23 protein-coding genes are annotated in these 21,986 nt (G+C 53.3%); 7 read left to right on the forward strand and 16 right to left on the reverse strand.

The window, feature by feature from the left end; translation table 11 throughout:
* The first annotated feature begins 237 nt into the window (after positions 1 to 237).
* Positions 238 to 1,305: a uroporphyrinogen decarboxylase gene (hemE, locus tag BIZ37_RS01510; protein WP_107301226.1), complete on the forward strand. Its 1,068-nt coding sequence runs from the start codon at positions 238 to 240 to the stop codon at positions 1,303 to 1,305.
* Positions 1,306 to 1,499: 194 nt separating this feature from the next.
* Here hemE and BIZ37_RS01515 read toward each other — a convergent pair whose 3' ends face one another.
* Both BIZ37_RS01515 and BIZ37_RS01520 read right to left on the reverse strand, forming a co-directional pair.
* Positions 1,500 to 2,114, reverse strand: a complete 615-nt coding sequence (locus BIZ37_RS01515) for a uracil-DNA glycosylase family protein (RefSeq protein ID WP_187460016.1) — start codon at positions 2,112 to 2,114, stop codon at positions 1,500 to 1,502.
* A gap of 19 nt (positions 2,115 to 2,133) precedes the next feature.
* Positions 2,134 to 3,045 carry a D-2-hydroxyacid dehydrogenase gene (locus BIZ37_RS01520; protein WP_187460017.1) on the reverse strand — a complete coding sequence of 304 codons (912 nt, stop codon included), beginning with the start codon at positions 3,043 to 3,045 and terminating at the stop codon, positions 2,134 to 2,136.
* Between the two features lie 103 nt (positions 3,046 to 3,148).
* Here BIZ37_RS01520 and BIZ37_RS01525 point away from each other — a divergent pair, with 103 nt between their 5' ends.
* Positions 3,149 to 3,736, forward strand: coding sequence for a YjaG family protein (locus BIZ37_RS01525; RefSeq protein WP_107301223.1), 588 nt, complete (start codon positions 3,149 to 3,151; stop codon positions 3,734 to 3,736).
* A gap of 309 nt (positions 3,737 to 4,045) precedes the next feature.
* Here the strand turns inward: BIZ37_RS01525 and BIZ37_RS01530 are convergent, their stop codons facing one another.
* On the reverse strand, positions 4,046 to 4,198 hold the full coding sequence (locus BIZ37_RS01530; RefSeq protein WP_187460018.1) for a hypothetical protein: 153 nt from the start codon (positions 4,196 to 4,198) through the stop codon (positions 4,046 to 4,048).
* Positions 4,199 to 4,245: 47 nt separating this feature from the next.
* On the opposite strand from BIZ37_RS01530, the gene brnQ reads away from it, so the two are divergent.
* Positions 4,246 to 5,547, forward strand: coding sequence for a branched-chain amino acid transport system II carrier protein (gene brnQ, locus BIZ37_RS01535; protein ID WP_187460019.1), 1,302 nt, complete (start codon positions 4,246 to 4,248; stop codon positions 5,545 to 5,547).
* 96 nt (positions 5,548 to 5,643) lie between these two features.
* On the opposite strand, the gene BIZ37_RS01540 is transcribed toward brnQ, so the two are convergent.
* Positions 5,644 to 6,699 (reverse strand): CNNM domain-containing protein, encoded by a 1,056-nt coding sequence (locus tag BIZ37_RS01540; protein ID WP_107301221.1) that lies wholly within the window; start codon positions 6,697 to 6,699, stop codon positions 5,644 to 5,646.
* A 227-nt stretch (positions 6,700 to 6,926) separates the two neighbouring features.
* Between BIZ37_RS01540 and hupA the strand changes: the two genes are divergently transcribed.
* Together hupA and BIZ37_RS01550 are read left to right on the forward strand one after the other, a co-directional pair.
* Positions 6,927 to 7,199 (forward strand): nucleoid-associated protein HU-alpha, encoded by a 273-nt coding sequence (hupA, locus tag BIZ37_RS01545; protein ID WP_107301220.1) that lies wholly within the window; start codon positions 6,927 to 6,929, stop codon positions 7,197 to 7,199.
* Between the two features lie 39 nt (positions 7,200 to 7,238).
* On the forward strand, positions 7,239 to 7,940 hold the full coding sequence (locus BIZ37_RS01550; protein WP_187460020.1) for a DUF1481 domain-containing protein: 702 nt from the start codon (positions 7,239 to 7,241) through the stop codon (positions 7,938 to 7,940).
* An 89-nt stretch (positions 7,941 to 8,029) separates the two neighbouring features.
* Here BIZ37_RS01550 and purD read toward each other — a convergent pair whose 3' ends face one another.
* Positions 8,030 to 9,322, reverse strand: coding sequence for a phosphoribosylamine--glycine ligase (gene purD / locus BIZ37_RS01555; protein ID WP_187460021.1), 1,293 nt, complete (start codon positions 9,320 to 9,322; stop codon positions 8,030 to 8,032).
* Between the two features lie 144 nt (positions 9,323 to 9,466).
* The gene (purH, locus tag BIZ37_RS01560; RefSeq protein WP_107301217.1) at positions 9,467 to 11,059 is read right to left on the reverse strand and encodes a bifunctional phosphoribosylaminoimidazolecarboxamide formyltransferase/IMP cyclohydrolase; all 1,593 of its coding nucleotides are present in this window, start codon (positions 11,057 to 11,059) and stop codon (positions 9,467 to 9,469) included.
* Between the two features lie 211 nt (positions 11,060 to 11,270).
* Here purH and zntR point away from each other — a divergent pair, with 211 nt between their 5' ends.
* Together zntR and BIZ37_RS01570 are read left to right on the forward strand one after the other, a co-directional pair.
* Positions 11,271 to 11,741 (forward strand): Zn(2+)-responsive transcriptional regulator, encoded by a 471-nt coding sequence (gene zntR / locus BIZ37_RS01565; protein WP_187460022.1) that lies wholly within the window; start codon positions 11,271 to 11,273, stop codon positions 11,739 to 11,741.
* A gap of 92 nt (positions 11,742 to 11,833) precedes the next feature.
* Positions 11,834 to 12,115, forward strand: coding sequence for a pyrimidine/purine nucleoside phosphorylase (locus tag BIZ37_RS01570; RefSeq protein WP_107301215.1), 282 nt, complete (start codon positions 11,834 to 11,836; stop codon positions 12,113 to 12,115).
* A gap of 74 nt (positions 12,116 to 12,189) precedes the next feature.
* On the opposite strand, the gene BIZ37_RS01575 is transcribed toward BIZ37_RS01570, so the two are convergent.
* The 10 genes from BIZ37_RS01575 to acs all read right to left on the reverse strand — a co-directional run bounded on the left by BIZ37_RS01575 (position 12,190) and on the right by acs (position 21,843).
* Positions 12,190 to 12,705, reverse strand: coding sequence for a fasciclin domain-containing protein (locus BIZ37_RS01575; RefSeq protein WP_187460045.1), 516 nt, complete (start codon positions 12,703 to 12,705; stop codon positions 12,190 to 12,192).
* Between the two features lie 180 nt (positions 12,706 to 12,885).
* Positions 12,886 to 13,182 (reverse strand): DNA-binding transcriptional regulator Fis, encoded by a 297-nt coding sequence (gene fis / locus BIZ37_RS01580; RefSeq protein ID WP_005372656.1) that lies wholly within the window; start codon positions 13,180 to 13,182, stop codon positions 12,886 to 12,888.
* A 22-nt stretch (positions 13,183 to 13,204) separates the two neighbouring features.
* On the reverse strand, positions 13,205 to 14,170 hold the full coding sequence (gene dusB, locus BIZ37_RS01585; RefSeq protein WP_170114940.1) for a tRNA dihydrouridine synthase DusB: 966 nt from the start codon (positions 14,168 to 14,170) through the stop codon (positions 13,205 to 13,207).
* Positions 14,171 to 14,319: 149 nt separating this feature from the next.
* A complete protein-coding gene (gene prmA / locus BIZ37_RS01590) occupies positions 14,320 to 15,204 on the reverse strand; it encodes a 50S ribosomal protein L11 methyltransferase (RefSeq protein WP_107301214.1) in 885 nt (294 codons plus the stop codon).
* A gap of 106 nt (positions 15,205 to 15,310) precedes the next feature.
* Positions 15,311 to 16,768: a sodium/pantothenate symporter gene (gene panF, locus BIZ37_RS01595; protein ID WP_187460023.1), complete on the reverse strand. Its 1,458-nt coding sequence runs from the start codon at positions 16,766 to 16,768 to the stop codon at positions 15,311 to 15,313.
* Positions 16,761 to 17,042, reverse strand: coding sequence for a YhdT family protein (locus tag BIZ37_RS01600; RefSeq protein ID WP_107301212.1), 282 nt, complete (start codon positions 17,040 to 17,042; stop codon positions 16,761 to 16,763). The genes panF and BIZ37_RS01600 overlap by 8 nt, the downstream gene beginning before the upstream one ends.
* Positions 17,043 to 17,228: 186 nt before the next feature.
* Positions 17,229 to 18,572, reverse strand: a complete 1,344-nt coding sequence (gene accC / locus BIZ37_RS01605; RefSeq protein WP_107301211.1) for an acetyl-CoA carboxylase biotin carboxylase subunit — start codon at positions 18,570 to 18,572, stop codon at positions 17,229 to 17,231.
* Positions 18,573 to 18,584: 12 nt separating this feature from the next.
* Positions 18,585 to 19,064: an acetyl-CoA carboxylase biotin carboxyl carrier protein gene (gene accB / locus BIZ37_RS01610; RefSeq protein ID WP_187460024.1), complete on the reverse strand. Its 480-nt coding sequence runs from the start codon at positions 19,062 to 19,064 to the stop codon at positions 18,585 to 18,587.
* A gap of 19 nt (positions 19,065 to 19,083) precedes the next feature.
* Positions 19,084 to 19,539 (reverse strand): type II 3-dehydroquinate dehydratase, encoded by a 456-nt coding sequence (gene aroQ / locus BIZ37_RS01615; RefSeq protein WP_187460025.1) that lies wholly within the window; start codon positions 19,537 to 19,539, stop codon positions 19,084 to 19,086.
* Positions 19,540 to 19,893: 354 nt separating this feature from the next.
* Positions 19,894 to 21,843 carry an acetate--CoA ligase gene (acs, locus tag BIZ37_RS01620; protein WP_187460026.1) on the reverse strand — a complete coding sequence of 650 codons (1,950 nt, stop codon included), beginning with the start codon at positions 21,841 to 21,843 and terminating at the stop codon, positions 19,894 to 19,896.
* Between the last annotated feature and the right edge of the window lie 143 nt (positions 21,844 to 21,986).

Below are 21,986 nucleotides of genomic sequence, written 5' to 3' on the forward strand. Positions count from 1 at the left end.
TCGAGCCAGAATAAAAAAACCCTCCGCGAGGAGGGGTAAGGTGCAGTTATTTTGCCTTCTACGAGCAAAGTCATTGTTATTATTGCTAGCGCGCAGATTTTGTACCACGATAGGTCAGGAAGTCGCAAATCTGGTGACCAGATTGTTACTGTAAACTTGATCCGGTTAACAAATGGCCCCTTTTGTTGACCGCCCGGAGTGATACAATACGCGCATAATAAAACCATGGAGTCCTAAATGAGCGAACTAAAGAATGACCGCTACCTTCGCGCTTTATTGAAGCAGCCAGTCGATTGCACCCCGGTATGGATGATGCGTCAGGCAGGGCGTTACCTACCTGAATACCGCGCGACTCGCAGTGTAGCCGGTGACTTCATGTCGCTATGTAAAAATGCTGAGCTTGCCAGTGAGGTAACACTACAGCCTTTGCGCCGTTTCCCGCTTGATGCGGCGATCCTGTTCTCCGATATCCTGACCATCCCTGATGCGATGGGCTTGGGACTTTATTTTGAAGCCGGTGAAGGACCGAAATTCGAACGTCCTATCACCTGTAAGGCTGACGTCGACAAGATTGGCCTGCCAGATCCTGAAGGTGAACTGCAGTACGTGATGAATGCTGTTCGCCAGATCCGCAAGGACCTGCAAGGCGAAGTGCCGCTGATTGGTTTCTCGGGTAGCCCGTGGACACTGGCTACCTACATGGTTGAGGGCGGTAGCTCAAAAGCGTTCACCAAAATCAAGAAGATGATGTATGCCGAGCCGCAAACCCTGCACCTGTTGCTGGATAAGCTGGCAGACAGCGTGGTTGAGTACCTGAACGCACAGATCAAGGCCGGTGCCCAGTCGGTAATGGTATTTGACACTTGGGGTGGCGTATTGACCCCGCGCGACTACAACGAGTTCTCGCTGCGCTACATGCACAAGATTGTCGATGGCCTGATCCGTGAAAACGACGGTCGCCGTGTGCCTGTGACCCTATTTACCAAGAACGGTGGTATGTGGCTAGAGCAAATAGCTGCCACAGGCTGTGATGCCGTTGGCCTTGACTGGACCATCAATATTGCCGATGCCAAGAAGCGTGTGGGCGATAAAGTGGCCCTGCAGGGCAACATGGACCCATCAATGCTTTACGCCCAGCCTGAGCGTATCCGCCAGGAAGTTGCCACTATCCTTGAAGGGTTCGGTGACGGTGGTACTGGCCACGTGTTCAACCTAGGCCACGGTATCCACCTGGATGTGCCGCCAGAGAACGCAGGCGTATTCGTTGACGCGGTACACGAGCTGTCAAAGCCGTATCATAAATAACAGCGGATTCAGGGTACTAGGTTGCTAGGGCCCCGGAAAAAGTCTTAAAAGCCCATACAGCTTGCTGTGTGGGTTTTTTTATTTAGAGGTCCTAGGAAAAGCGGGTCCTAGCTCCTAGGAAGAGCGAAAGCAAGAATTTGACATTAAATGCTTTTCACACAAGTTGCAGAACCCAGAACCCAGAACCCAGAACCCTAGAACCTAGGACCTCGCTTTTCCAAATGCCTATGCACATACTCGCGGATATACGGCACCACCTCTTCCTCGAACCACGGGTTTTTCTTCAGCCACAGGGTGTTGCGCGGCGAAGGGTGCGGCATCGGGATGAATTCTGGCGCCCAGGTACGCCACGCTTTGACGGTTTCGGTCAGGGTCTTGGGTTTGTCCTTGAGGTAGCGCTGCTGGGCATACTGGCCGACTAGCAGGGTCATGCCGATATCAGGTAATAGCGGCCAGACTTGTGGGTGCCACTGTGGTGCACATTCGGGACGTGGGGGCAGGTCGCCAGACTTTCCGCGACCGGGGTAGCACAATCCCATCGGCATGATGGCAATGTGTTCGGGGTTGTAGAAGGTTTCGCGGTCGAGTTCCAGCCAGCGGCGGAGGCGATCGCCGCTTGGGTCGTTCCACGGGATCCCGGTGTCATGAACCTTGGTACCCGGTGCCTGCCCTATGATCATCAAGCGAGCGCTGCTGGCGGCTTGGATGACCGGCCTTGGGCCTAGCGGGAGATGATCTTGGCAGATCGTGCACTGGCGTATTTGATCGAGCAGGTTATCAAGTTGTTGCTTGTCGGCTGAAGAACTCATATAAGCTCCGTGAAAGGCATCAGTAGCCTTGCTGAAAGTCTATGGCATAACGCAGCGGTTGTTGGCTGAGCCAACGCTGGGCATTATCGCGGAAAATAGCCATGACTTGGTGGGGGAAACTCTCCGCGGCAATGTGCGGGGTAATGGTAATAGCAGGATGTCGCCAAAACGGGTGGCTTTGGGGCAGTGGCTCCTGTTTGAAAACATCAAGAAAAGCGTGTGCGATTGCACCGCTGTCCAAGGCGCTGAGCAGGCCAGTTTCGCACAGGGCGTTGCCCCGCCCAACGTTGAACAACACAGCCTGGCGGCAATGGCTCAGGCTGGTGGCATTGAGTATATCGTCGGTATCAGCCGTCGCCGGCAAGGTCGAAATCAGGAAGTCTGCCGTTTCAAGCGCCTGGTTGAGCTTGGTAAGTGGAACAATCGTATCGAAAGCAGGCTCACCGGATTGGCCTGTACGATTGACCCCGATAAGCTCAAGCCCTAGGGCCTTGGCTGAGCGGGCGAGGTGGCTACCGATGCTGCCGGTACCCAGTACCACCATCGTCTTGCCGGCGAGGGAAGTGTAAGGGTGGGGCTGCCAGTGATTGGCCTGCTGTTGGCTTTGGTAGGTATTGAAACGGCGCTGGTGGGCGATGGCCCAACCCAGAATGTATTCACTGATCAACTGGCCGAAGCAACCACGGATATTGGTTAGGCTATAGTCCTGGCGTAGGCTTGCTTTGGTCAAGGCATCGATGCCAGCAAAGGTTGATTGGATCCACTCAAGGGCCGGAAACTCGTCGAGCAGCGGTGCGACCTTTGGTGGATCGGCCAGCAAAATTGTGGCTTCTTTGGGCTGCTGGGTTAGTGTCAGACCGGCTATTGGTTGCTCGGCCAGCAGGGTTTTATAGGCCGTTTGCTGGCGGGAGACAATCATCAGTTTATGCATCTTCGCTCCTTGGTGCTGGCACGGGGTTATCCGCGTTCCATGTATTGCAGTAGCAGGGGTATACAAGTAAGATCCGTGGCAAATCACAATTGCGGATTATCCCATGCTAAAGAATCCAGTTCAGCTCCGTTTAGAAAAATTAGAACCATGGCAACACATTACCTTTATGGTGTCACTGTGTGAACGAATGTATCCCAACTATGCGTTCTTCTGTCAGCAAACGGAGTTCGCGGATGAGCAGAAATACCGTTCGATTCTGGACAGTATCTGGGAAATTTTGACCGTAAAAACGGCTAAGATTAACTTCGAGAAGCAGCTAGAGAAACTCGAAGAGTTGGTACCGAATGCAGAAGATTACGATCTGTATGCGGTAAACCCAGCGATTGATGCCTGTGCGGCACTGGCTGATTTGCTTCATGCCATGCTGGACCGTGACCTGATGTTGGAAACATTGGCGAAGCTGAGCTCGCTGTCTGCTGCGACCGTGGCGGATCTTGAGTTGGCCCAGACCGGTGTTGAAATCACCAATGAAAACCAGAAAGAAAATGAAGCGGTATGTGCCGAGTGGGACATGCAGTGGGCTATTTTCCGTGCGCTGAAAGAAGCTGAGCGTCGTGATATTGAGTTGATCAAAGGTTTGCGCCAGGAGTTGCGCGAAGATCCGGTCAGCAATATCGGTATCGAGCTGTAAGCGACCTGCATTGAATAGAGAAGGGCCCTGTGGGGCCTTTTTTTGTGCCTGATGGACTTGGCAATTCCCTGCTGGAGTAAAGCGATAGCGGTCCCCTGTGGAGATGTAATGGCTTTGTGAAGTTTTAAATGTCGATTAATGATTTAATTCTTAGTGATTTATCCTGACTTGTATGCAGGTGCCAATCCATTCCACTTATTTTATTTTTCTGCTTGTATTGTTCCGTTACCGGCGTTTATAACAAAGGTGTCGCGGAAAACAGCTTGTTTTCCAGTTTTTTCCTGTCAGCTAGGACGAGTTATGCCAGTATCAGCTATCAACATTGCTGTTTCCTGCAAGGGCTTCAAAGCCGTTGCGGCTAGCCTGCTCCTCCTGCTCTCTCTGGGTCTTATCTGGGGCTGACAGGCCGCATCTCAATTTTCCTGTCAGCTTGAAGCGAAGCTGATAGGTCAATGTTCTCACCTGAATTCCCCTTAGTTTCCTTCAAGCCGACGCGCTAGAGGATAACTATGTTAAGTGCACGCAACATCGCCGCCTTGGGCTTTATGACTTTCGCTATGTACCTTGGTGCTGGCAACCTGATCTTCCCTCCGTTCCTTGGCTTACAGGCCGGAGAACACTTTATTTCCGGCATGGCGGGATTCTTGCTAACTGGGGTTGGTCTGCCAGCACTGGCTTTGGTGATGGTGGCGTTGGTTAATGGCTCCGATAACCTGACAGCGGCCCTGCCCAAGCCTGTTGCCATTGGCTTTTGGGTGATGGTGTTTATCGTGATTGGCCCTGCCTTTGTGATCCCGCGAGCCATTACTGTTGCCTACCAGTTTAGTTTTGCCCCCTTTGTCGGCGAGGCGGCGTTGCTGCCGTTCACTGTCGTATTCTGTTTGGCAGCGATTGTGTTTGCACTTTACCCTGGCAAGTTGGTCGATACGCTTGGCAAGTGGTTGACCCCGATGCTGGTGGTGATTCTATCTGTGCTGGCGGTTACTGCCTTCATGTCCCCCGCAGGTGAAACCTTGGCTGCGGTCGGGCCATATCAGGACAAAGCATTTGCCGAGGGGCTGACCCAAGGCTACATGACCATGGATGCGCTGGGTTCGATTGGCTTTGGCTGGATCATCTTCCGAGCAATCCGCGAAATGGGTGTGGAGTGCCCGAAAGCGACCGCCAAATACACCCTAATGGCTGCTGTCATGTATGCCGTGGCGATGGCCTTGGTATACCTGTCTTTGGCCTATATTGGGTCAACCAGTGCCAGTCTAGGTTCGGCCTTCGGTAATGGTGGCGAGATCCTGACGGCATTTACCCTGACCCACTTCGGTACCTTGGGTAGTGTTCTCTTGGGCGTCGTGATGATTTTGGCCTGCTCGACCACTGCGATTGGTGTTACCACCGCAGGGAGCGAGTTTTACAGCCGTACATTCCAGCCAGTGACTTACTCGCGCAGTGTATGGGTAACAATGATCGTTGCTGGGCTAGTAGCCAACCTTGGTTTGGATCAGCTGTTGGCGATCACCCTGCCGGTGGTTGTGGCCCTGCACCCAGTTGCCATTGCCCTGTTGGTAGTTGCCCCGTTGCGCCGCCGCTTGGCGACTCCGGCGGTGATGGCTGCGGTAATCGCGGCACTGGCCTTCGGCAGTGTGGATGCCTTGCATATCCTAGGCAAGATGCCTGCAGAGATGGATCATTGGTTAGCGCAATATTTACCGCTTTATAACGATTATGCAGGCTGGGTGGTCCCTAGCTTGGTGGTGGTGGCGATAGGTGTTGTGGCGAGCAGGGCAACACGGCCTGTGTTGGCGGTACAGTCTTGAATTAAATTAGTGATGTGTTGAGAAAAGAGAAAGGGGCCATTAGGCCCCTTTCGTGGTTATGCGGTTAGCAAGTGCGGGCACTTACTGCTGGTGAGATCACTCGTCGTCTTTGCTTTCAATAACGCCGTGGGTTTTCTTCCACTTTTCCCAGCGCTGGTAGGCCAGTTGCTGCATGTCGGTGTTTTTGTCGGCTTCATCGACAATCTCTTCACCGACTAGGTGCTCAAAGATATCTTCCATGGTCACCAGACCTTGAACTGTACCGTATTCATCGACAACCAAGACCAGCTGGGAGCGCTCTTTCATTAGCTGCTCGAACGCTTTTGGCACGCTGGCATTGTTCATGATGACCGGCAGCGGGCGCATCAGGGTCCCTAGCTCTTTCTGGCCACGGCCAGCCTGACTTTCGGCAAACAGCTCAAGGCGGTGGACGAAGCCTAGGATATTGTCTTTCTGCTCGCTGTAGACCAACGGGCGCGAGAACGGGCTATCTTTGTGCTGCGACAGGAACTCGTTGATCGGCTGCTCGGCATCCACACGGAAAAGTACCGGGCGCGGTGTCATGATTTTGGTGACGCTGACATCGCGGAACTGCAGCAGGTTAGTCATGATTTTGGACTCGCCTTCAGCCAGTTCGCCCGACTCTTTGGCCAGCATGGCCATCGCTGATAGTTCGTCTCGCATTTTCGGAGCCTCATGGCCACGGGATAGGCGGCGGGTGATCTGCTCGGAAACCCAGACGAACGGGGTTAGGGCCCAAACCATCCAGCGCAGGGTCGATGCCGAAGCGGGTGCTAGCTGACGCCAGTAGGTTGCACCGATTGTCTTCGGGATAATTTCGGAAAATAGCAAAATACCAATCGTCAGTACGCCGGAGAAAACACCTAGCCATTGGCTACCGAATACCACTGCAGCCTGAGCACCGGCTGTTGCCGCACCAATGGTGTGGGCAATGGTATTGAGGGTTAGGATTGACGCTAGCGGGCGGTCAATGTTGTCTTTCAGGGCAGCCAAGCGGTCTGCTGCTGGGTGGCCTTGCTGGCGCAGGGTACCAATGTAACTAGGGGAGATGCTGAGAAGAACAGCTTCCAGGACTGAACAAATAAACGAAACACCAATCGCAACAGCGATGTAAATCGTAAGGAGTATCATGCTTACCTTAGTAATAATTAACGGATTACGCCTATATTAATCGGTGTTGAAGCGAATAAATACAACTATTTCACCCCTCATATTAGTAACATTTTGTGAACTTGCGCTCAGTTTATGGTTAAAGAGCCCGCACCTAACCACATCAAGGCTGACAAACCTTTGCCACACGGGCTTCTTTTGAATTAGAGTTGATGCGTCTTAAGAAAAAACCTTAGAAGGGAAACCTAATGAACAAGACCCAACTGATTGACCTGATCGCTGAAAAAGCAGATCTTTCTAAAGCTCAAGCTAAAGCTGCTCTAGAGTCTACGCTAGACGGTATCACTGACGCGCTTAAAGAAGGTGACCAGGTTCAACTAATCGGCTTCGGTACTTTCAAAGTAAACCACCGTGCAGCGCGTACTGGCCGCAACCCACAAACGGGTCAGGAAATCCAGATCGCAGCCGCGAACGTACCAGCTTTCGTTGCTGGTAAAGCACTGAAAGACTCAGTGAAATAATCTATACTCCGCCAGGTATCTATCTGGCGGAGTTTTTCCATGAAGCGACTACTGACTTTTCTTACCCTCTCGCTATTAGCGGGATGCGCCTCCAATCCAACAGTCCCCGAAAACAACCTTACGCCAGTCGTGACCCATACCGGTGGCCAGAGCCTCGGTGATAGCACGTCAATCTATTGGTTTACCTCACAGCAAAATCGTCCAGTCAGTCTGGCTGACCGCGTAATGGCCGGTGATTATGGTGATTACCGCACTGATTACCGTTGGCGCGATGGCAAGCTGCGTGAAATCAAGCGTGAAGGCAGGCAGCTCGACGAGCAGCAAATTAAGCCGTTTTCCCTGCATGTACGTTACGACACCTTAGGCAATGCTGTTTTTCAGCGCTATACCCTCGGTGATGAGCTTATCCCGCTTAGCGGTGACCAACTGCAGCAGTTGGTCCAGGAGGCCAAGCATGGCACGGATGTGGTCAAGCAGCAGCGTAAGGATGATTTGTCACTGGTGCAGGGTTTCTGGAAGCAGGGGCAGTTCTACCGCTGTGGTGATGAGCGCCAGCTCAAGGTGAACTTCAAGCCCGAATTACCTGATTATTTAGAGCAGCAACTGCAGGACCTTCAGTTGGACGGGTATATGGCAGTGATCGGCCAGGTCCGCCGAGGCACCTTGACGGCAAATACGCTGTTGATGCTAACCGACAACCAGCCATCCTGCCTGAGTGCGCCTGTTTTGCTGACGAACTGATCCTGTGGGGTTGGGCCTATGTGATGGCCTGAATGAAAAAACGCGCCCTTGGGCGCGTTTTTTGATGGGCGAGCGTCAGCTTGTGGCGATTAGCTATCTTGCTGCTCGCGGGCAACGGCACGGTAGCCGATGTCGTTGCGGTGGAACATACCGTTCCAGCTTACTTGCTTGGTTAGCTCGTAGGCACGCTGCTGGGCTTCAGATACCGAGTTGCCTAGGGCTGTTGCACACAATACGCGACCGCCGTTGGTCACGATCTCGCCTTCGGCGTTGGTTGCTGTGCCTGCATGGAAGATCTTCTGGCCTTCCGCGTCTGTGCTTGGCAGGCTGATCACATCGCCCTTGGCATAGCTTGCCGGATAGCCGCCTGCAGCCAGTACTACACCGATAGAGGCGCGTGGGTCCCACTTGGATTCTGCTTGGTCCAGCTTCTCGTCAATTGCCATCAGGCAAAGCTCAACCAGATCCGATTCCATACGCATCATAATTGGTTGGGTTTCAGGATCGCCGAAGCGGCAGTTGTACTCGATAACTTTCGGCGTACCGTCTGCAGCAATCATCAGGCCAGCGTAAAGGAAGCCAGTGTAAGGGTGACCTTCTGCCGCCATACCGCGCACAGTTGGGTAGATCACCTCTTCCATGATGCGGTTGTGGATTTCCGCAGTAACAACGGGTGCCGGTGAGTAAGCACCCATACCGCCAGTGTTAGGGCCGGTGTCTTTGTCGCCGACACGCTTGTGGTCCTGGCTGGTGGCCATTGGTAAGACGTTCTCGCCGTCAACCATCACGATGAAGCTCGCTTCCTCGCCTTCCAGGAATTCTTCGATAACCACTCGGCTACCCGCTTCGCCGAAGGCATTGCCCGCTAGCATGTCCTTGATAGCGTCTTCTGCTTCTTCAAGGGTCATCGCAACGATAACACCTTTACCGGCAGCAAGGCCGTCAGCCTTAACCACGATAGGCGCGCCTTGCTCGCGAACGTAAGCCAAAGCCGGCTCGATTTCGGTGAAGTTGGCGTAGGCGCCGGTTGGGATCTGGTGGCGGGCCAGGAAGTCCTTGGTAAAGGCTTTAGAGCCTTCTAGCTGGGCTGCGGCTTCAGTAGGGCCGAAGATTGGTAGGCCAGCTGCGCGGAAAGCATCTACCACGCCGATAACCAATGGTGCTTCCGGGCCAACAATGGTCAGCTCAATCGCTTTTTCTTTAGCAAAGGCAACCAAAGCTTCGATGTCCTCAACGCCGATATCGACGTTTTCCAGTTTAGGCTCCAGAGCCGTACCGGCGTTGCCAGGGGCAACAAAAACGGTTTCAACGTTTGGGTTTTGTGCGGCTTTCCAGCCCAGCGCGTGCTCACGACCGCCGGCACCAATAATCAATACATTCATCTTTAATCCCTTATTGCTGTGCCATTTACCTGAACTTAGAAAATGGCTTGCATTAAAATCATGAAAGCCTTTGGCATATCATCTGATATTCAAAGGCGAAATCTAAATATGACAAAGCCCAGGGCGTACCCCGGGCTTGCGTGATTAGTGGCGGAAGTGGCGCATGCCGGTAAAGATCATCGCCATGCCGTGCTCGTCGGCAGCATCGATCACTTCCTGGTCGCGCATCGAGCCACCAGGCTGGATAACACATTTGATGCCCGCTTCAGCAGCCGCATCGATACCGTCACGGAACGGGAAGAAGGCATCAGAAGCCATTACGCTACCTGCAACTTCCAAATTCTCGTCAGCCGCTTTGATACCGGCAATTTTCGCTGAGTAAACGCGGCTCATCTGGCCCGCGCCCACACCGATGGTCATATCGCCTTTGGCGTAAACAATCGCGTTAGACTTCACGAATTTCGCTACCTTCCAGCAGAATAGGGCATCTTTCAGCTCTTCTTCTGTTGGCTGGCGCTTAGAAACCACCTTAAGGTCAGCTTCAGACACCATACCCTGGTCACGGTCCTGAACAAGTAGGCCGCCGTTAACGCGCTTGACGTCAAAGCCGGTTGTCTTGGTTGTCCACTCACCACACTCAAGTAGGCGAAGGTTCTTCTTGGCTGCAACAATTTCTACTGCTTCAGCTGAAACAGACGGTGCAATGATCACCTCAACGAATTGACGCTCAGTGATAGCCGTTGCCGTAGCAGCGTCTAGTTCACGGTTGAATGCGATGATGCCGCCAAATGCAGACGTTGGGTCAGTCTTGAATGCGCGGTCGTAGGCTTCAAGGATGTTGTCACCCAGCGCTACACCACAAGGGTTGGCGTGTTTTACAATCACACAAGCTGGTTGGTCGAACTCTTTCACACATTCCAGCGCCGCATCAGTATCTGCGATGTTGTTGTAAGACAGGGCTTTGCCTTGGATCTGGCGAGCAGTTGCAACCGAGGCTTCTTCCGGGTTGCTTTCTACGTAGAAGGCAGCAGCCTGGTGGCTGTTTTCGCCGTAGCGCATGTCCTGCTTCTTCTCGAACTGCTGATTGAAAGTACGTGGGAATTTAGACTCCTCGTCGCCTTCCTTGTTGTCGCCGTATGATGGCACCATAGTACCAAAGTAGTTGGCGATCATGCCGTCGTAGGCCGCAGTGTGCTCAAATGCTGCAATTGCTAGGTCAAAGCGGGTTGCGTGGGTCAGTGAGCCTTCGTTGGCTGCCATTTCGGTCAGGACGCGATCGTAGTCGTGGGCATTAACGATGATTGTCACGTCTTTGTGGTTCTTCGCGGCAGAGCGAACCATTGTCGGGCCACCGATATCGATGTTTTCAACCGCATCTTCCAGAGTGCAATCTGGGTTGGCAACCGTGGCTGCGAATGGGTATAGGTTCACAACAACCATATCGATTGGAGCGATACCGTGCTCGCCCATGACGGCATCGTCAGTGCCGCGACGGCCCAGTACACCACCGTGGATTTTTGGATGCAGGGTCTTTACGCGACCGTCCATCATTTCAGGGAAGCCAGTGTGATCGGAAACTTCAGTCACCTTGATACCCTGTTCGGCAAGCAGGCGGGCTGTGCCACCAGTGGACAGGATGTCGACACCACGATCGGCAAGCGCCTGGGCGAACTCAACAATACCAGTTTTGTCTGACACGCTAATTAGCGCACGGCGGATAGGACGAGCGTTTTCCATTGCAACCATCTCTTTGTAAACACGGAGGACTATTTGCCAAAAGCCAGCGGGTGAGTGACTGGATTTTGGTAAATACCCTCGGCTAGAATCGAAGATACACACTGTGCTGCCGTTGATGTATTGTGATCAACGCGGCATATTTTACATTAATTCCACCACTACGCAAACGTTTGCTTTTTGTTGTTTGCTGATCACTGAAGGTTGGGGCGGTATGTATTTGATTGGCCAGCTGGCTAAGCACTGTGGGGTCAGTAGCGATACCTTGCGGTTTTACGAGAAGAACGGTTTGTTGGTCCCTGCCGGACGCAGTGATAGCGGTTACCGGCTGTATAGTGAGGATGACTTATCCAGGATTCATTTTATCCTGCGGGCCAAGGCCGTTGGCCTGAGCCTTGATGAAATAAGGGAGTTGCTGGATATCCGTCTCGAGGCCAGCCAGCATAGCTGTGCCGAGGTCAAGGCGATCACCCAGGCCAAGCTGGATGAGGTTGATCGCAAGATGGCGGAGTTGTCACGTATCCGTCACGCGCTGAAGAAAATCAATGATGCCTGCTGCGGCCATGTTGATGACGATGCCAGCCACTGCTCTATCCTCGAAGCGTTGGGGGACGATGAGTCGCAGACAGGCCAACAGAATGAAGAGCGCTGTTGCAGCGGGCGGGCCAGTTGCCCCGAGCATTAACCTAAATTAGCGCCCAACCGACAAATTTTATTGGGCAGCTGGTAAAGTTGTGGTAGCGTCAAAGTATCGCCTTGTTATTGATAGGGAAAGTCATGTTGAAAGTGAATGAGTATTTTGATGGCCAGGTTAAATCCCTGGGGTTTGAAACATCTGGCGAGCGCGCCAGTGTCGGCGTAATGGCAGCGGGTGAGTACACGTTCGGTACGGCTGCGCCGGAGCGTATGACGGTGGTCAAGGGTGCCCTGACGGTGAAACTCCCCGGCCATATCGAGTGGGAAACCTACTATGCCGGCGATGATTTTGAAGTCCCTGGTGACTCTTCGTTTGATGTGAAGGTGTCCGAGCCGACTGCCTACCTGTGTGATTACCTCTAGCCGCTTATTTTCTTTAAAGCGAGACTAAAAAAGCCAGCATGTTTTGCTGGCTTTTTTGTTGTTGTCGCTGGCACTTATTCTTTTGGTTCCGGTGGCAACAATACGGTGTCGATGACGTGGATGACGCCGTTGCTTGCTGGCACATCAGCTAAAATGACGTTCGCGCCATTGATAGTCACCTTGCCATCGTCATCAGTTTCAATCGCGACGGTACTGCCTTGCACGGTTTCAGGTAGTTTCAGCTTGACCACTTCCTCTGAAGAGATGGCGCCAGGCAATACATGGTAGGTAAGGATAGCCTGCAGTTTTTCTTTGTTTTCTGGTTCGAGCAACGCAGCAAGCGTGCCGTCAGGGAGTTTGGCAAAAGCATCATCAGTTGGGGCCAGCACCGTAAATGGCCCCTTACCTTCCAGAGTGCCAACCAAATCGGCCGCTTTGATTGCCATGACCAAGGTCTGGAAGTCATCGTTATTGGCGGCGACCTGAACTAGGTTCTTTTCGGCTTCGCTTGCTTCGTGGTGGCCTGCCATTGCCATGCCGGAAAATAGCATAACAACAAACAGTAGTGAGCGGTTGAATACACAGAGCATGGATTTCATCGTTATCGCCTCGTTGTAGTGATTGCCAAGCTTTTAACGTACAGAGAAGCAGTATGGTTCAACCGATATTATGGGCAGTCTTAATATTGAGAAGGGAAGGGCCGATAAAGAAAAAGCCCAAACCAGTTGCCTGGTTTGGGCTTTCGCAATCAGATAACCGAAAGCGGTTGATTAGTTCATGCCGTATTTTTTCAGTTTCTTGCGAAGAGTACCGCGGTTGATGCCCATCATAGTTGCCGCGCGGGTTTGGTTACCACGGGTGTACTGCATGATGGTGTCCAGTAGTGGCTGCTCAACTTCAGCAAGCACTAGCTCGTACAGATCATCGACTTCCTGACCGTTTAGTTGAGCCAGGTAGTTTTTCAGTGACGCCTTAACAGAGTCACGAAGTGGCTTCTGTGTGATTTGGTCCTGTGAAGTAACAGTAGTTACTGTCAATGCTTCGGAAGTCAGATTTTGTTCGAACATATTCTGTAAGCTCTTCTCGTATTTATGCAACGTTGTCGAAGTAGCCTTGCAGCGCATCGAGTTGCTGTTGGGCATCCTCGAGTGCGTTGAAGGTCCGGCGGAAATCACCTGCTGGGGCATGCTCTTTCAAATACCAGCCCACGTGCTTGCGCGCGATACGCAAACCCAGGTACTCGCCGTAGAAACGGTGGAGCTCCTGGACGTGGCCCAGCATGATGCTACCAACTTCATCGAATGATGGAGCCGGCAGGTGTTCGCCAGTTGTTAAGTAATGGTGGATTTCCTGGAAAATCCACGGCCGACCTTGCGCAGGGCGGCCAATCATCAAGCCATCGGCACCGGTGTAATCCAGTACAAAGCGTGCCTTCTCCGGTGAGTCGATATCACCGTTCGCAATCACCGGAATCGAGATCGCTTCTTTCACTGCCTTGATGTAATCGTATTCTGCCTCGCCTTTGTACATACAGGTCTTGGTTCTGCCATGCAGGGCCAATGCCTGGATGCCACATTGTTCGGCACGTTTGGCAATATCGACACAGTTTCGGTTTTCAAGATCCCAGCCGGTACGGGTTTTGAGCGTCACCGGGACATCAACCGCATCGACCACCGTTCGAAGGATATCTTCGATCAGATCTGGGTACTGCAGCAGGGCAGAGCCTGCCAGGCGTTTGTTGACCTTCTTGGCTGGGCAGCCCATGTTGATATCGATGATTTGCGCACCGTTTTCAACACTGAACTGCGCCGCCTCGGCCATCAGTTTGGGATCTGCGCCAGCGATTTGCACCGAGCGGATCCCTGACTCGCCTTCATGTACCATGCGGTTCTGGGACTTGGACGTTTTCCACAGGTCTGGGTTAGACGACATCATTTCGCTCACAGCCATACCTGCCCCGTAGCGCAGGCATAATTCGCGAAATGGCCGATCGGTCACACCTGCCATTGGGGCGACTATCAGCTGGTTGTTAAGTTGATAAGGACCGATCTTCAAACGTCTATTCCTGACTATGCCAGTAAGGGCGCGCATTTTACGCATTTTTTCCCCTCCTGAAAAGGCCAATAATTGAGCATTTAGGTTTTGATTTTCAAAACTGTACTTTTTTCAATCAATTGACTGTTTATCGAAGAGGAAAAAGTCTATTACGCTTTGCGCCCAGAGATGCGACACCACTCTTCACGGGCCGCAATTGGGTCAAGCGTCAGCTCGTCGCTGTAGTAGGTCGCAACGTCTTCAGCCTGGCTCTCCAGCACGCCAGAAATCGCCAGCAGGCCACCGTCTTTGACCAGGCTCTTGATCACCGGCGATAGCTCGCGTAGCGGGCCGGCCAGGATGTTGGCGACAACCACGTCAGCCTGGATACCTTCAGGCTGGTCCTGAGGTAGGTACAGCTCCAGGTTTTCTGCCACGCCGTTGCGCTCGGCATTGTCGCGGGAGGCTTGGATAGCCTGTGGGTCGATATCGATACCGATCACCTTCTTTGCGCCCAGCTTCAAGGCAGCAATGGCCAGGATGCCGGAGCCACAACCAAAGTCGATGATGGTTTTGCCTGTCAGGTCTTGGCCGTCCAACCACTCAAGGCAAAGTGATGTGGTTGGGTGGGTACCGGTACCGAAGGCAAGGCCCGGGTCCAGCATCACGTTCACCGCATCCGGCTCAGGGACTTCACGCCAGCTTGGGCAAATCCACAGGCGACGGCCAAAGCGCATTGGGTGGAAGTTGTCCATCCACTCGCGCTCCCAGTCCTTGTCTTCCAACTGCTCGATTTTGTGGGCAAAATCGTCGGCAATCAGCGGGCTGTTGTTGAGCATCTCAAGGACAAAATTCATGTCCGTTTCTGCATCGTACAGGCCGACCACATCGGTATCGCCCCACAGGCGGGTTTCACCCGGAAGTGGTTCGAAAACAGGTGTGTCCTGGGCATCAAGGAAGGTAACCGAGACTGCGCCCGTCTCTTCCATCAGCATATCGCCGATAGCTTCAGCATTCTCAGCCGTCGCGTTCAGTTTGATTTGAATCCAAGGCATGGTTATTTCGCTTTTAGGTTAGCTAAATTCAAGGATGCGGAGTCTAGCATGATTTTTAGCCAGTTAAAAAAAAGATAGCACCCGAAGGTGCTATCTGGAGGTTGTTTTAGACCTGTTGCAAGGTCTGTTGCGGAACCGGCCTTACTAGGCTTCCTAGGACGAAAGTGACAAGGCCAATCGCGAGGGTTGGTACAATGGCATGGATACCGCCCAAATCGGGCTTGAGCAGCGATAGAGCGATATAACAGGCCAGTCCGCTGACCATAGAGGCAAAGGCACCGGTCGCCGAGGCTTTTTTCCAGTACAGGCCCAAAACCAGCGGCCACAGGAAGACGGCCTGCATCCCACCAAAAGCCAGCAGGTTGAGCCAGATGATCATATCCGGCGGGTTGGTCGCGGCAACAAAGACCAGCAGCGAGAAAATACCGGTGACCCATAGCGATAATTTCGGCAGACGGCTTTCAGCTTCCGGCCCCTCAGCGGCTTTCGGATTGATGTAGTTGAGGTACAAATCCTTGAGCAGGGTGGCGGAGGCTTGGATCAGCTGGGAGTCGATGGTCGACATGATGGCGGCCATCGGCCCGGCTAGGAATACACCCGCAACGACCGGTGGTAGCACCGTCATCATCAGGGTCGGCATGATCTGATCCGGGCTAGCGATGTCCGGCACGATGGCACGGCCCAGCGCGCCGGCAAGGTGCATACCGAGCATCAGGAAGGCGACCATCGCGGTGCTGATCACCATGCCTTTGTGCAAGGAGCCAGTGGATTTATAGGACATGCAGCGCACCGCAGCATGGGGCAGGCCGATGACGCCGAAGCAGACCAGTACCCAGAAACTGAGCATGAAAGGTTGGCTGAGGAAGTTGTCCGGGCCGAACGGGGTGACCAGTGCCGGATCAATACGGTGCAGTTCGCCCATCATCTCACCGATGCTGCCACCGGCATGGACGATACCGACCAGCAGTGCAATGGTACCGATGATCATCATGATCCCCTGCACGGTATCGGTCATCACTACGGCACGGAAGCCACCGATAGTGGTGTAGAGACCGACGGTGGCGGCAAACAGGATCAAGCCGTGATGGTAGGACAGGCCGGTGACGGTTTGTAGCAATCGGGCACCGCCGACAAACTGCACCACCATGGTACCGAAAAATGCCAGCAGCAGGGCCAGCGAGGCGAAGATCACCACCCCACGGTTTTTATAGCGGGCATAGAGAATATCGTTCAACGTCAATGCGTTGTGGCGGCGCGCTTCGATGGCAAATTTCTTGCCGAGTACCCCAAGAGTCAGCCAGGCTGCAGGTAGCTGGATCATTGCCAGCAGCACCCAGCCAAGGCCCATTTTGTAGGCGGCTCCCGGCCCACCGATGAATGAGCTCGCACTGGCATAGGTCGCCGCCAGCGTCATGGCAAGGACAAAGCCGCCCATGCTGCGGTTGCCGACCAGGTATTCGTTGAGAAAGCCGCTGCCATTACTACGGTGACGGCGGGTGTAGATGGCAAGGCCGAACACGGCCATCAGGTACAAGACGAGGGGGATCAGCAGTTGGCTATTCATCACCGGCCTCCTGCTCGACCTCGAGCGACATGTCGCGGTAGATATATTTCACCATCAGGCCACAGAGCACGGTGAACAGGATCGGGCCGATAATACAGGCCAGTAGGAACCATAACGGGAATCCCCAGTATAGGGTAGGCAGGCTTTCGTCTATGCCATTAGGGGCAAAAGCATAGGCCGAGAAATACCACCAGGCGAAGTAGGCCAGAGCGAGGCCAACAGCCCATTTGGCTTCCTTGTGGGCCTGGCGATAGCGCGCAGACAGCGTTTTCATGGTGTTGTTTCCGGTTGATGGGCAGCAAGGGGGCAGCGCAGGTGTGTCCCATTGCTCATTCTTCATACAAATATAAGGGGGCTATTGTGGCAAAAGTTAGCAGGGAGCGCTAGGAAGGGAGGGCAAATGCGGTGCAAAGAAATAAAAAAAGCTGCCGAAGCAGCTTTTTACTTGAAGGTATCAACCTTACTGAAGGCCGAGTTTCTTCTCGAGGTAGTGGATATTGGCACCACCGTGCTGGAAGTTCTCGTCCGCCATGATTTCCTGCTGAAGAGGAACATTAGTCTTGATACCGTCGATGATCATCTCACCAAGGGCGTTCTTCATGCGGGCAATAGCCACGTCACGGTTCTCACCGAAGGTGATCAGCTTGCCGATCATTGAATCGTAGAACGGTGGCACGCTGTAGCCGGTGTAGATGTGCGATTCCCAACGTACGCCCATACCGCCCGGAGCGTGGAAGCGTTCGATCTTGCCAGGGCAAGGTAGGAAGCGCTCAGGATCTTCGGCGTTGATACGACACTCAACGGCGTGGCCTTTGATCTTGATGTCATCTTGGGTGAACGACAGAGGCTGGCCAGCGGCGATACGCAACTGCTCTTTGATCAGGTCAACGCCGGTAACCATTTCGGTCACTGGGTGCTCAACCTGAATACGGGTGTTCATCTCGATGAAGTAGAATTCGCCGTTCTCGTACAGGAATTCGAAGGTACCGGCACCGCGGTAGCCGATTTCGATACATGCACGAGTACAACGCTCACCGATGTACTTGCGCATTTCTTCGGTGATACCCGGCGCTGGCGCTTCTTCCACAACCTTCTGGTGGCGGCGCTGCATAGAACAGTCACGCTCACCAAGGTGGATAGCTCCGCCCTGGCCGTCAGCCAGTACCTGAACTTCGATATGGCGGGGATTCTCTAGGAATTTCTCCATGTAAACCATATCGTTGTTGAAGGCCGCTTTCGCTTCGGCACGGGTCATCTGGATAGCTTCAATAAGCTCTGCTTCGCTACGGACCACACGCATACCACGGCCACCGCCGCCGCCTGATGCCTTGATGATAACCGGGTAGCCGATACGCTTGGCAAAGGCTTTGTTCTTGGCTTCATCGTCATCAAGTGGGCCGTCAGAGCCTGGTACACAAGGAACGCCAGCTTTTTTCATCGCGGTGATAGCAGAAACTTTGTCACCCATCATACGGATGGTGTCTGCTTTCGGGCCGACGAAAATGAAGCCAGAGCGCTCAACCTGCTCGGCAAAATCGGCGTTTTCAGACAGGAAACCATAGCCTGGGTGGATAGCCACCGAGCCAGTAATTTCCGCTGCGCTGATAATGCGAGGGATGTTCAGGTAGCTCTCGGTACTCTTGGCAGGACCAATACAGATCGCTTCGTCAGCCAACAGTACGTGCTTGAGATCGCGGTCAGCGGTTGAGTGCACCGCGACGGTCTTGATACCGAGCTCTTTACATGCGCGCAGGATACGCAGCGCAATCTCGCCTCGGTTAGCAATTACAATTTTATCTAGCATAAAAGGCCCCGGTTACTCGATGATAACTAGCGGCTGGTCGAACTCAACGGCATCGCCGTCTTCTGCCAGGATAGCTACAACCGTACCGGCTTTGTCAGCTTCGATCTGGTTCATCATCTTCATTGCTTCGACGATACAAAGGGTATCACCCGCATTGACAGATTGGCCGATTTCAACAAATGGTTTCGCATCTGGGCTTGGCGCACGGTAGAAGCTACCTACCATTGGCGACAGAACCTGGTGGCCAGCAGGTGTTGCAGCTGCGGCTGGAGCCTCAGCTGCAGGAGCAGCGGCTGGTGCGGCAGTCGGAGCGGCAGTCGGAGCGGCAGGAGCTGCAACAGGTGCAGGAGCAGCAAACACTTGAGTTGGTGCTGCGACTGGGGCAGTAGCACGGCTGATGCGCACTGACTCTTCACCTTCAGAGATTTCTAGCTCGGCAATACCAGACTCTTCTACTAGCTCAATCAGTTTTTTGATTTTACGAATATCCATTTATCTTTCTCTTTTATGTTCAGTTGGCGTCTGCTTGCAGGCGGCGTACCGCAGCTTGCAGGGCGAATTCATAACCATCTGGGCCCAGGCCGCAGATCACCCCGACAGCCTTATCTGACAGGTAGGAGTGGTGGCGGAATGGTTCCCGGGCATGAACATTAGACAGGTGTATTTCAATGAACGGGATGCTGACCCCCAACAGGGCATCGCGGATAGCAACGCTGGTGTGGGTAAAGGCAGCGGGATTGATCAGAATGAAATCGACCTTGCCATGGGCTTGGTGGATTGCATTGATGATTTCGTGTTCCGCATTCGATTGGATGTGGTCTAGCGTCACGCCTAACTCGGAGGCTTTGGCAGTTAAGTGCGTTACGATCTGGGCCAGAGACTGCTGGCCGTAATGTCCCGGCTCACGCAAACCCAGTAGGTTCAGGTTCGGGCCATTGATCAGTAAAATTCGTTGAACGGTCGACATCTTGACGTTATATCACTTGTATTTGAGGTTTTACTCTAGCAACGTGCAAAAAGCTGAAATGTTGCTTCCCTGTGTTCCGATGTTGTCTGCCAAAACATGCTTGATGAGCAATTATAGAGAATTCACCGCAAATCGCAGCAAAATACTGGTCTAATCACCACATTTTAATTTGTACATATGTACGCTGTTTGGCGATTGAGGGGGAAGAATGGAATATGTAGCAGCTAGCACTATGCGTGACCCTGAGGCAGGTGACAATAGCTAGTTGCGACTGAAATGTAACTTTTAGCACTGGATCAAAAAAGCCGCCCGCAATGTGAACTGGGGCGGCTTTTATTCATTGAAAGCGAAAAATCACAGTACTTTCTGCTTTTCGGCGATCAGTTTCTCTACCACGCTTGGGTCAGCCAGGGTGGAGGTATCCCCCAATGTTGCAGTGTCGCCGGTGGCAATCTTACGCAGGATACGGCGCATGATTTTGCCCGAGCGGGTTTTCGGCAGTGCATCGGTCCAGTGTAGGAAGTCCGGTGTTGCAATCGGGCCGATTTCTTTACGGACCCAGTCTTTGACTTCTTTGTGCAGTTCCGCCGATGGGATTTCACCATCGTTGAGAGTGATATAGGCGTAGATGGCCTGGCCCTTGATATCGTGCGGTACCCCAACAATTGCCGCTTCAGCAATCTTGTCGAAGGCTACCAGTGCCGACTCGATTTCAGCCGTCCCCATTCGGTGGCCAGAAATATTCAGTACGTCATCAACACGGCCGGTGATCCAGTAGTAGCCGTCTTCATCGCGGCGGGCACCGTCTCCGGTAAAGTACATACCCTTGAAGGTCGAGAAGTAGGTTTGCTCGAAGCGATCGTGATCGCCCCATAGGGTACGCATTTGTCCCGGCCAGGAATCGATCATCACCAGGTTACCCTCGGTAGCACCATCAAGGATGTTACCCATGTTGTCGACCAATGCTGGTTGTACCCCGAAGAACGGACGGGTTGCCGACCCCGGCTTAAGGGCTGTTGCCCCAGGTAGTGGGGTGATCAGGATGCCACCGGTTTCGGTTTGCCACCAGGTGTCGACAATCGGGCAGCGGCTGTCACCTATGGTACGGTGGTACCACTCCCATGCTTCAGGGTTGATAGGCTCACCGACCGAACCCATGATACGTAGCGATGAACGCTTGGTGCCGGCAATCGCCTCGTCACCTTTTGCCATCAGGGCACGGATAGCTGTCGGTGCGGTATAAAGGATATTGACGTTGTGCTTGTCGACCACTTCGCTCATGCGGCTGGTCGAAGGGTAGTTTGGCACACCTTCAAACAGCAGGGTGGTTGCCCCGTTGGCCAGCGGGCCGTAAACCAGATAGCTGTGGCCGGTGATCCAGCCCACATCCGCGGTACACCAGTAGATATCACCTTCCTGGTAGTCGAAGACATATTTGAAGGTCATAGTGGCATACACCAAGTAGCCACCGGTAGTGTGCAGCACGCCTTTTGGCTTGCCGGTTGAACCTGAGGTGTAGAGAATGAACAACGGGTCTTCGGCATTCATTTCTTCAGGCTCACAATGGGAAGAGGCAACCGCTGTGGCTTCATGCCACCAGACATCACGGCTACTGTCCCACTCAACGTTGCCGCCGGTGCGTTTGAAAACAATCACTTTCTCTACGCTGGTGACCTCGTCGTTGGCCAGCGCATCATCAACGTTTTTCTTCAGTGGTACCGCACGGCCGCCGCGGATCCCTTCATCGGCAGTGACCACGACTTTGGCATTGGAATCAGTAATACGGCCAGCGAGGGCTTCCGGTGAGAAACCACCAAATACAATCGTGTGGACGGCACCGATGCGGGTACAGGCCAGCATGGCAACAGCGGCTTCGGCAACCATCGGCATGTAAAGGCAAACCACATCGCCTTTGCGTACACCTTGGCTCTTCAGGGCGTTGGCAAACTGGCACACTTGCTCGTGCAGCTCGTTATAGGTGAGGGTGGCATCATCAGATGGGTCATCGCCTTCCCAGATAATCGCTGGCTGGTCGCCACGGGTCGCGAGGTGGCGGTCAATACAGTTGGCTGACACATTGAGGGTGCCGTCTTCGAACCAGCTGATGCTGACATGGCCGGTATCAAACGAGGTGTTCTTGACCTGGCTGAATGGCTTGATCCAGTCAACAATCTGGCCGTGCTCGCGCCAGAAGCCTTCCGGGTTGATCACAGACTGCTGGTACATTTCACGGTACTGCTCATCGGTAACATGGGCGTTGGCTGCGATGTCCTGGTTTACTGGATACACATGAACCTCACTCATTTCTTTCTCCTTGTGTTCCGTTAATGTCCGTACTGGACCGGATTATTCTGTATGCAGGTTTTGGCTTGCGTGATTAATAACTTCCGACAGATCGCCGCAGGTCTCAATTAGACTTTAGGATGAGAGCGGGCAAAATGTGGGGA

Origin of the sequence: Photobacterium sp. BZF1, assembly GCF_014349205.1 — a bacterium.
GTDB lineage: Bacteria > Pseudomonadota > Gammaproteobacteria > Enterobacterales > Vibrionaceae > Photobacterium.

Bases quoted from the DNA above. Each gene is read 5' to 3' on its own strand.
- zntR (WP_187460022.1), top strand. From the start codon at position 11,271: ATGTATTTGATTGGCCAGCTGGCTAAGCACTGTGGGGTCAGTAGCGAT.
- acs (WP_187460026.1), bottom strand. From the start codon at position 21,843: ATGAGTGAGGTTCATGTGTATCCAGTAAACCAGGACATCGCAGCCAAC.
- BIZ37_RS01515 (WP_187460016.1), bottom strand. From the start codon at position 2,114: ATGAGTTCTTCAGCCGACAAGCAACAACTTGATAACCTGCTCGATCAA.
- purH (WP_107301217.1), bottom strand. From the start codon at position 11,059: ATGGAAAACGCTCGTCCTATCCGCCGTGCGCTAATTAGCGTGTCAGAC.
- accC (WP_107301211.1), bottom strand. From the start codon at position 18,572: ATGCTAGATAAAATTGTAATTGCTAACCGAGGCGAGATTGCGCTGCGT.
- brnQ (WP_187460019.1), top strand. From the start codon at position 4,246: ATGTTAAGTGCACGCAACATCGCCGCCTTGGGCTTTATGACTTTCGCT.
- fis (WP_005372656.1), bottom strand. From the start codon at position 13,182: ATGTTCGAACAAAATCTGACTTCCGAAGCATTGACAGTAACTACTGTT.
- panF (WP_187460023.1), bottom strand. From the start codon at position 16,768: ATGAATAGCCAACTGCTGATCCCCCTCGTCTTGTACCTGATGGCCGTG.
- accB (WP_187460024.1), bottom strand. From the start codon at position 19,064: ATGGATATTCGTAAAATCAAAAAACTGATTGAGCTAGTAGAAGAGTCT.
- BIZ37_RS01550 (WP_187460020.1), top strand. From the start codon at position 7,239: ATGAAGCGACTACTGACTTTTCTTACCCTCTCGCTATTAGCGGGATGC.
- prmA (WP_107301214.1), bottom strand. From the start codon at position 15,204: ATGCCTTGGATTCAAATCAAACTGAACGCGACGGCTGAGAATGCTGAA.
- BIZ37_RS01540 (WP_107301221.1), bottom strand. From the start codon at position 6,699: ATGATACTCCTTACGATTTACATCGCTGTTGCGATTGGTGTTTCGTTT.
- aroQ (WP_187460025.1), bottom strand. From the start codon at position 19,539: ATGTCGACCGTTCAACGAATTTTACTGATCAATGGCCCGAACCTGAAC.
- BIZ37_RS01520 (WP_187460017.1), bottom strand. From the start codon at position 3,045: ATGCATAAACTGATGATTGTCTCCCGCCAGCAAACGGCCTATAAAACC.
- BIZ37_RS01600 (WP_107301212.1), bottom strand. From the start codon at position 17,042: ATGAAAACGCTGTCTGCGCGCTATCGCCAGGCCCACAAGGAAGCCAAA.
- purD (WP_187460021.1), bottom strand. From the start codon at position 9,322: ATGAATGTATTGATTATTGGTGCCGGCGGTCGTGAGCACGCGCTGGGC.
- BIZ37_RS01525 (WP_107301223.1), top strand. From the start codon at position 3,149: ATGCTAAAGAATCCAGTTCAGCTCCGTTTAGAAAAATTAGAACCATGG.
- BIZ37_RS01575 (WP_187460045.1), bottom strand. From the start codon at position 12,705: ATGCTCTGTGTATTCAACCGCTCACTACTGTTTGTTGTTATGCTATTT.
- hemE (WP_107301226.1), top strand. From the start codon at position 238: ATGAGCGAACTAAAGAATGACCGCTACCTTCGCGCTTTATTGAAGCAG.
- BIZ37_RS01570 (WP_107301215.1), top strand. From the start codon at position 11,834: ATGTTGAAAGTGAATGAGTATTTTGATGGCCAGGTTAAATCCCTGGGG.
- hupA (WP_107301220.1), top strand. From the start codon at position 6,927: ATGAACAAGACCCAACTGATTGACCTGATCGCTGAAAAAGCAGATCTT.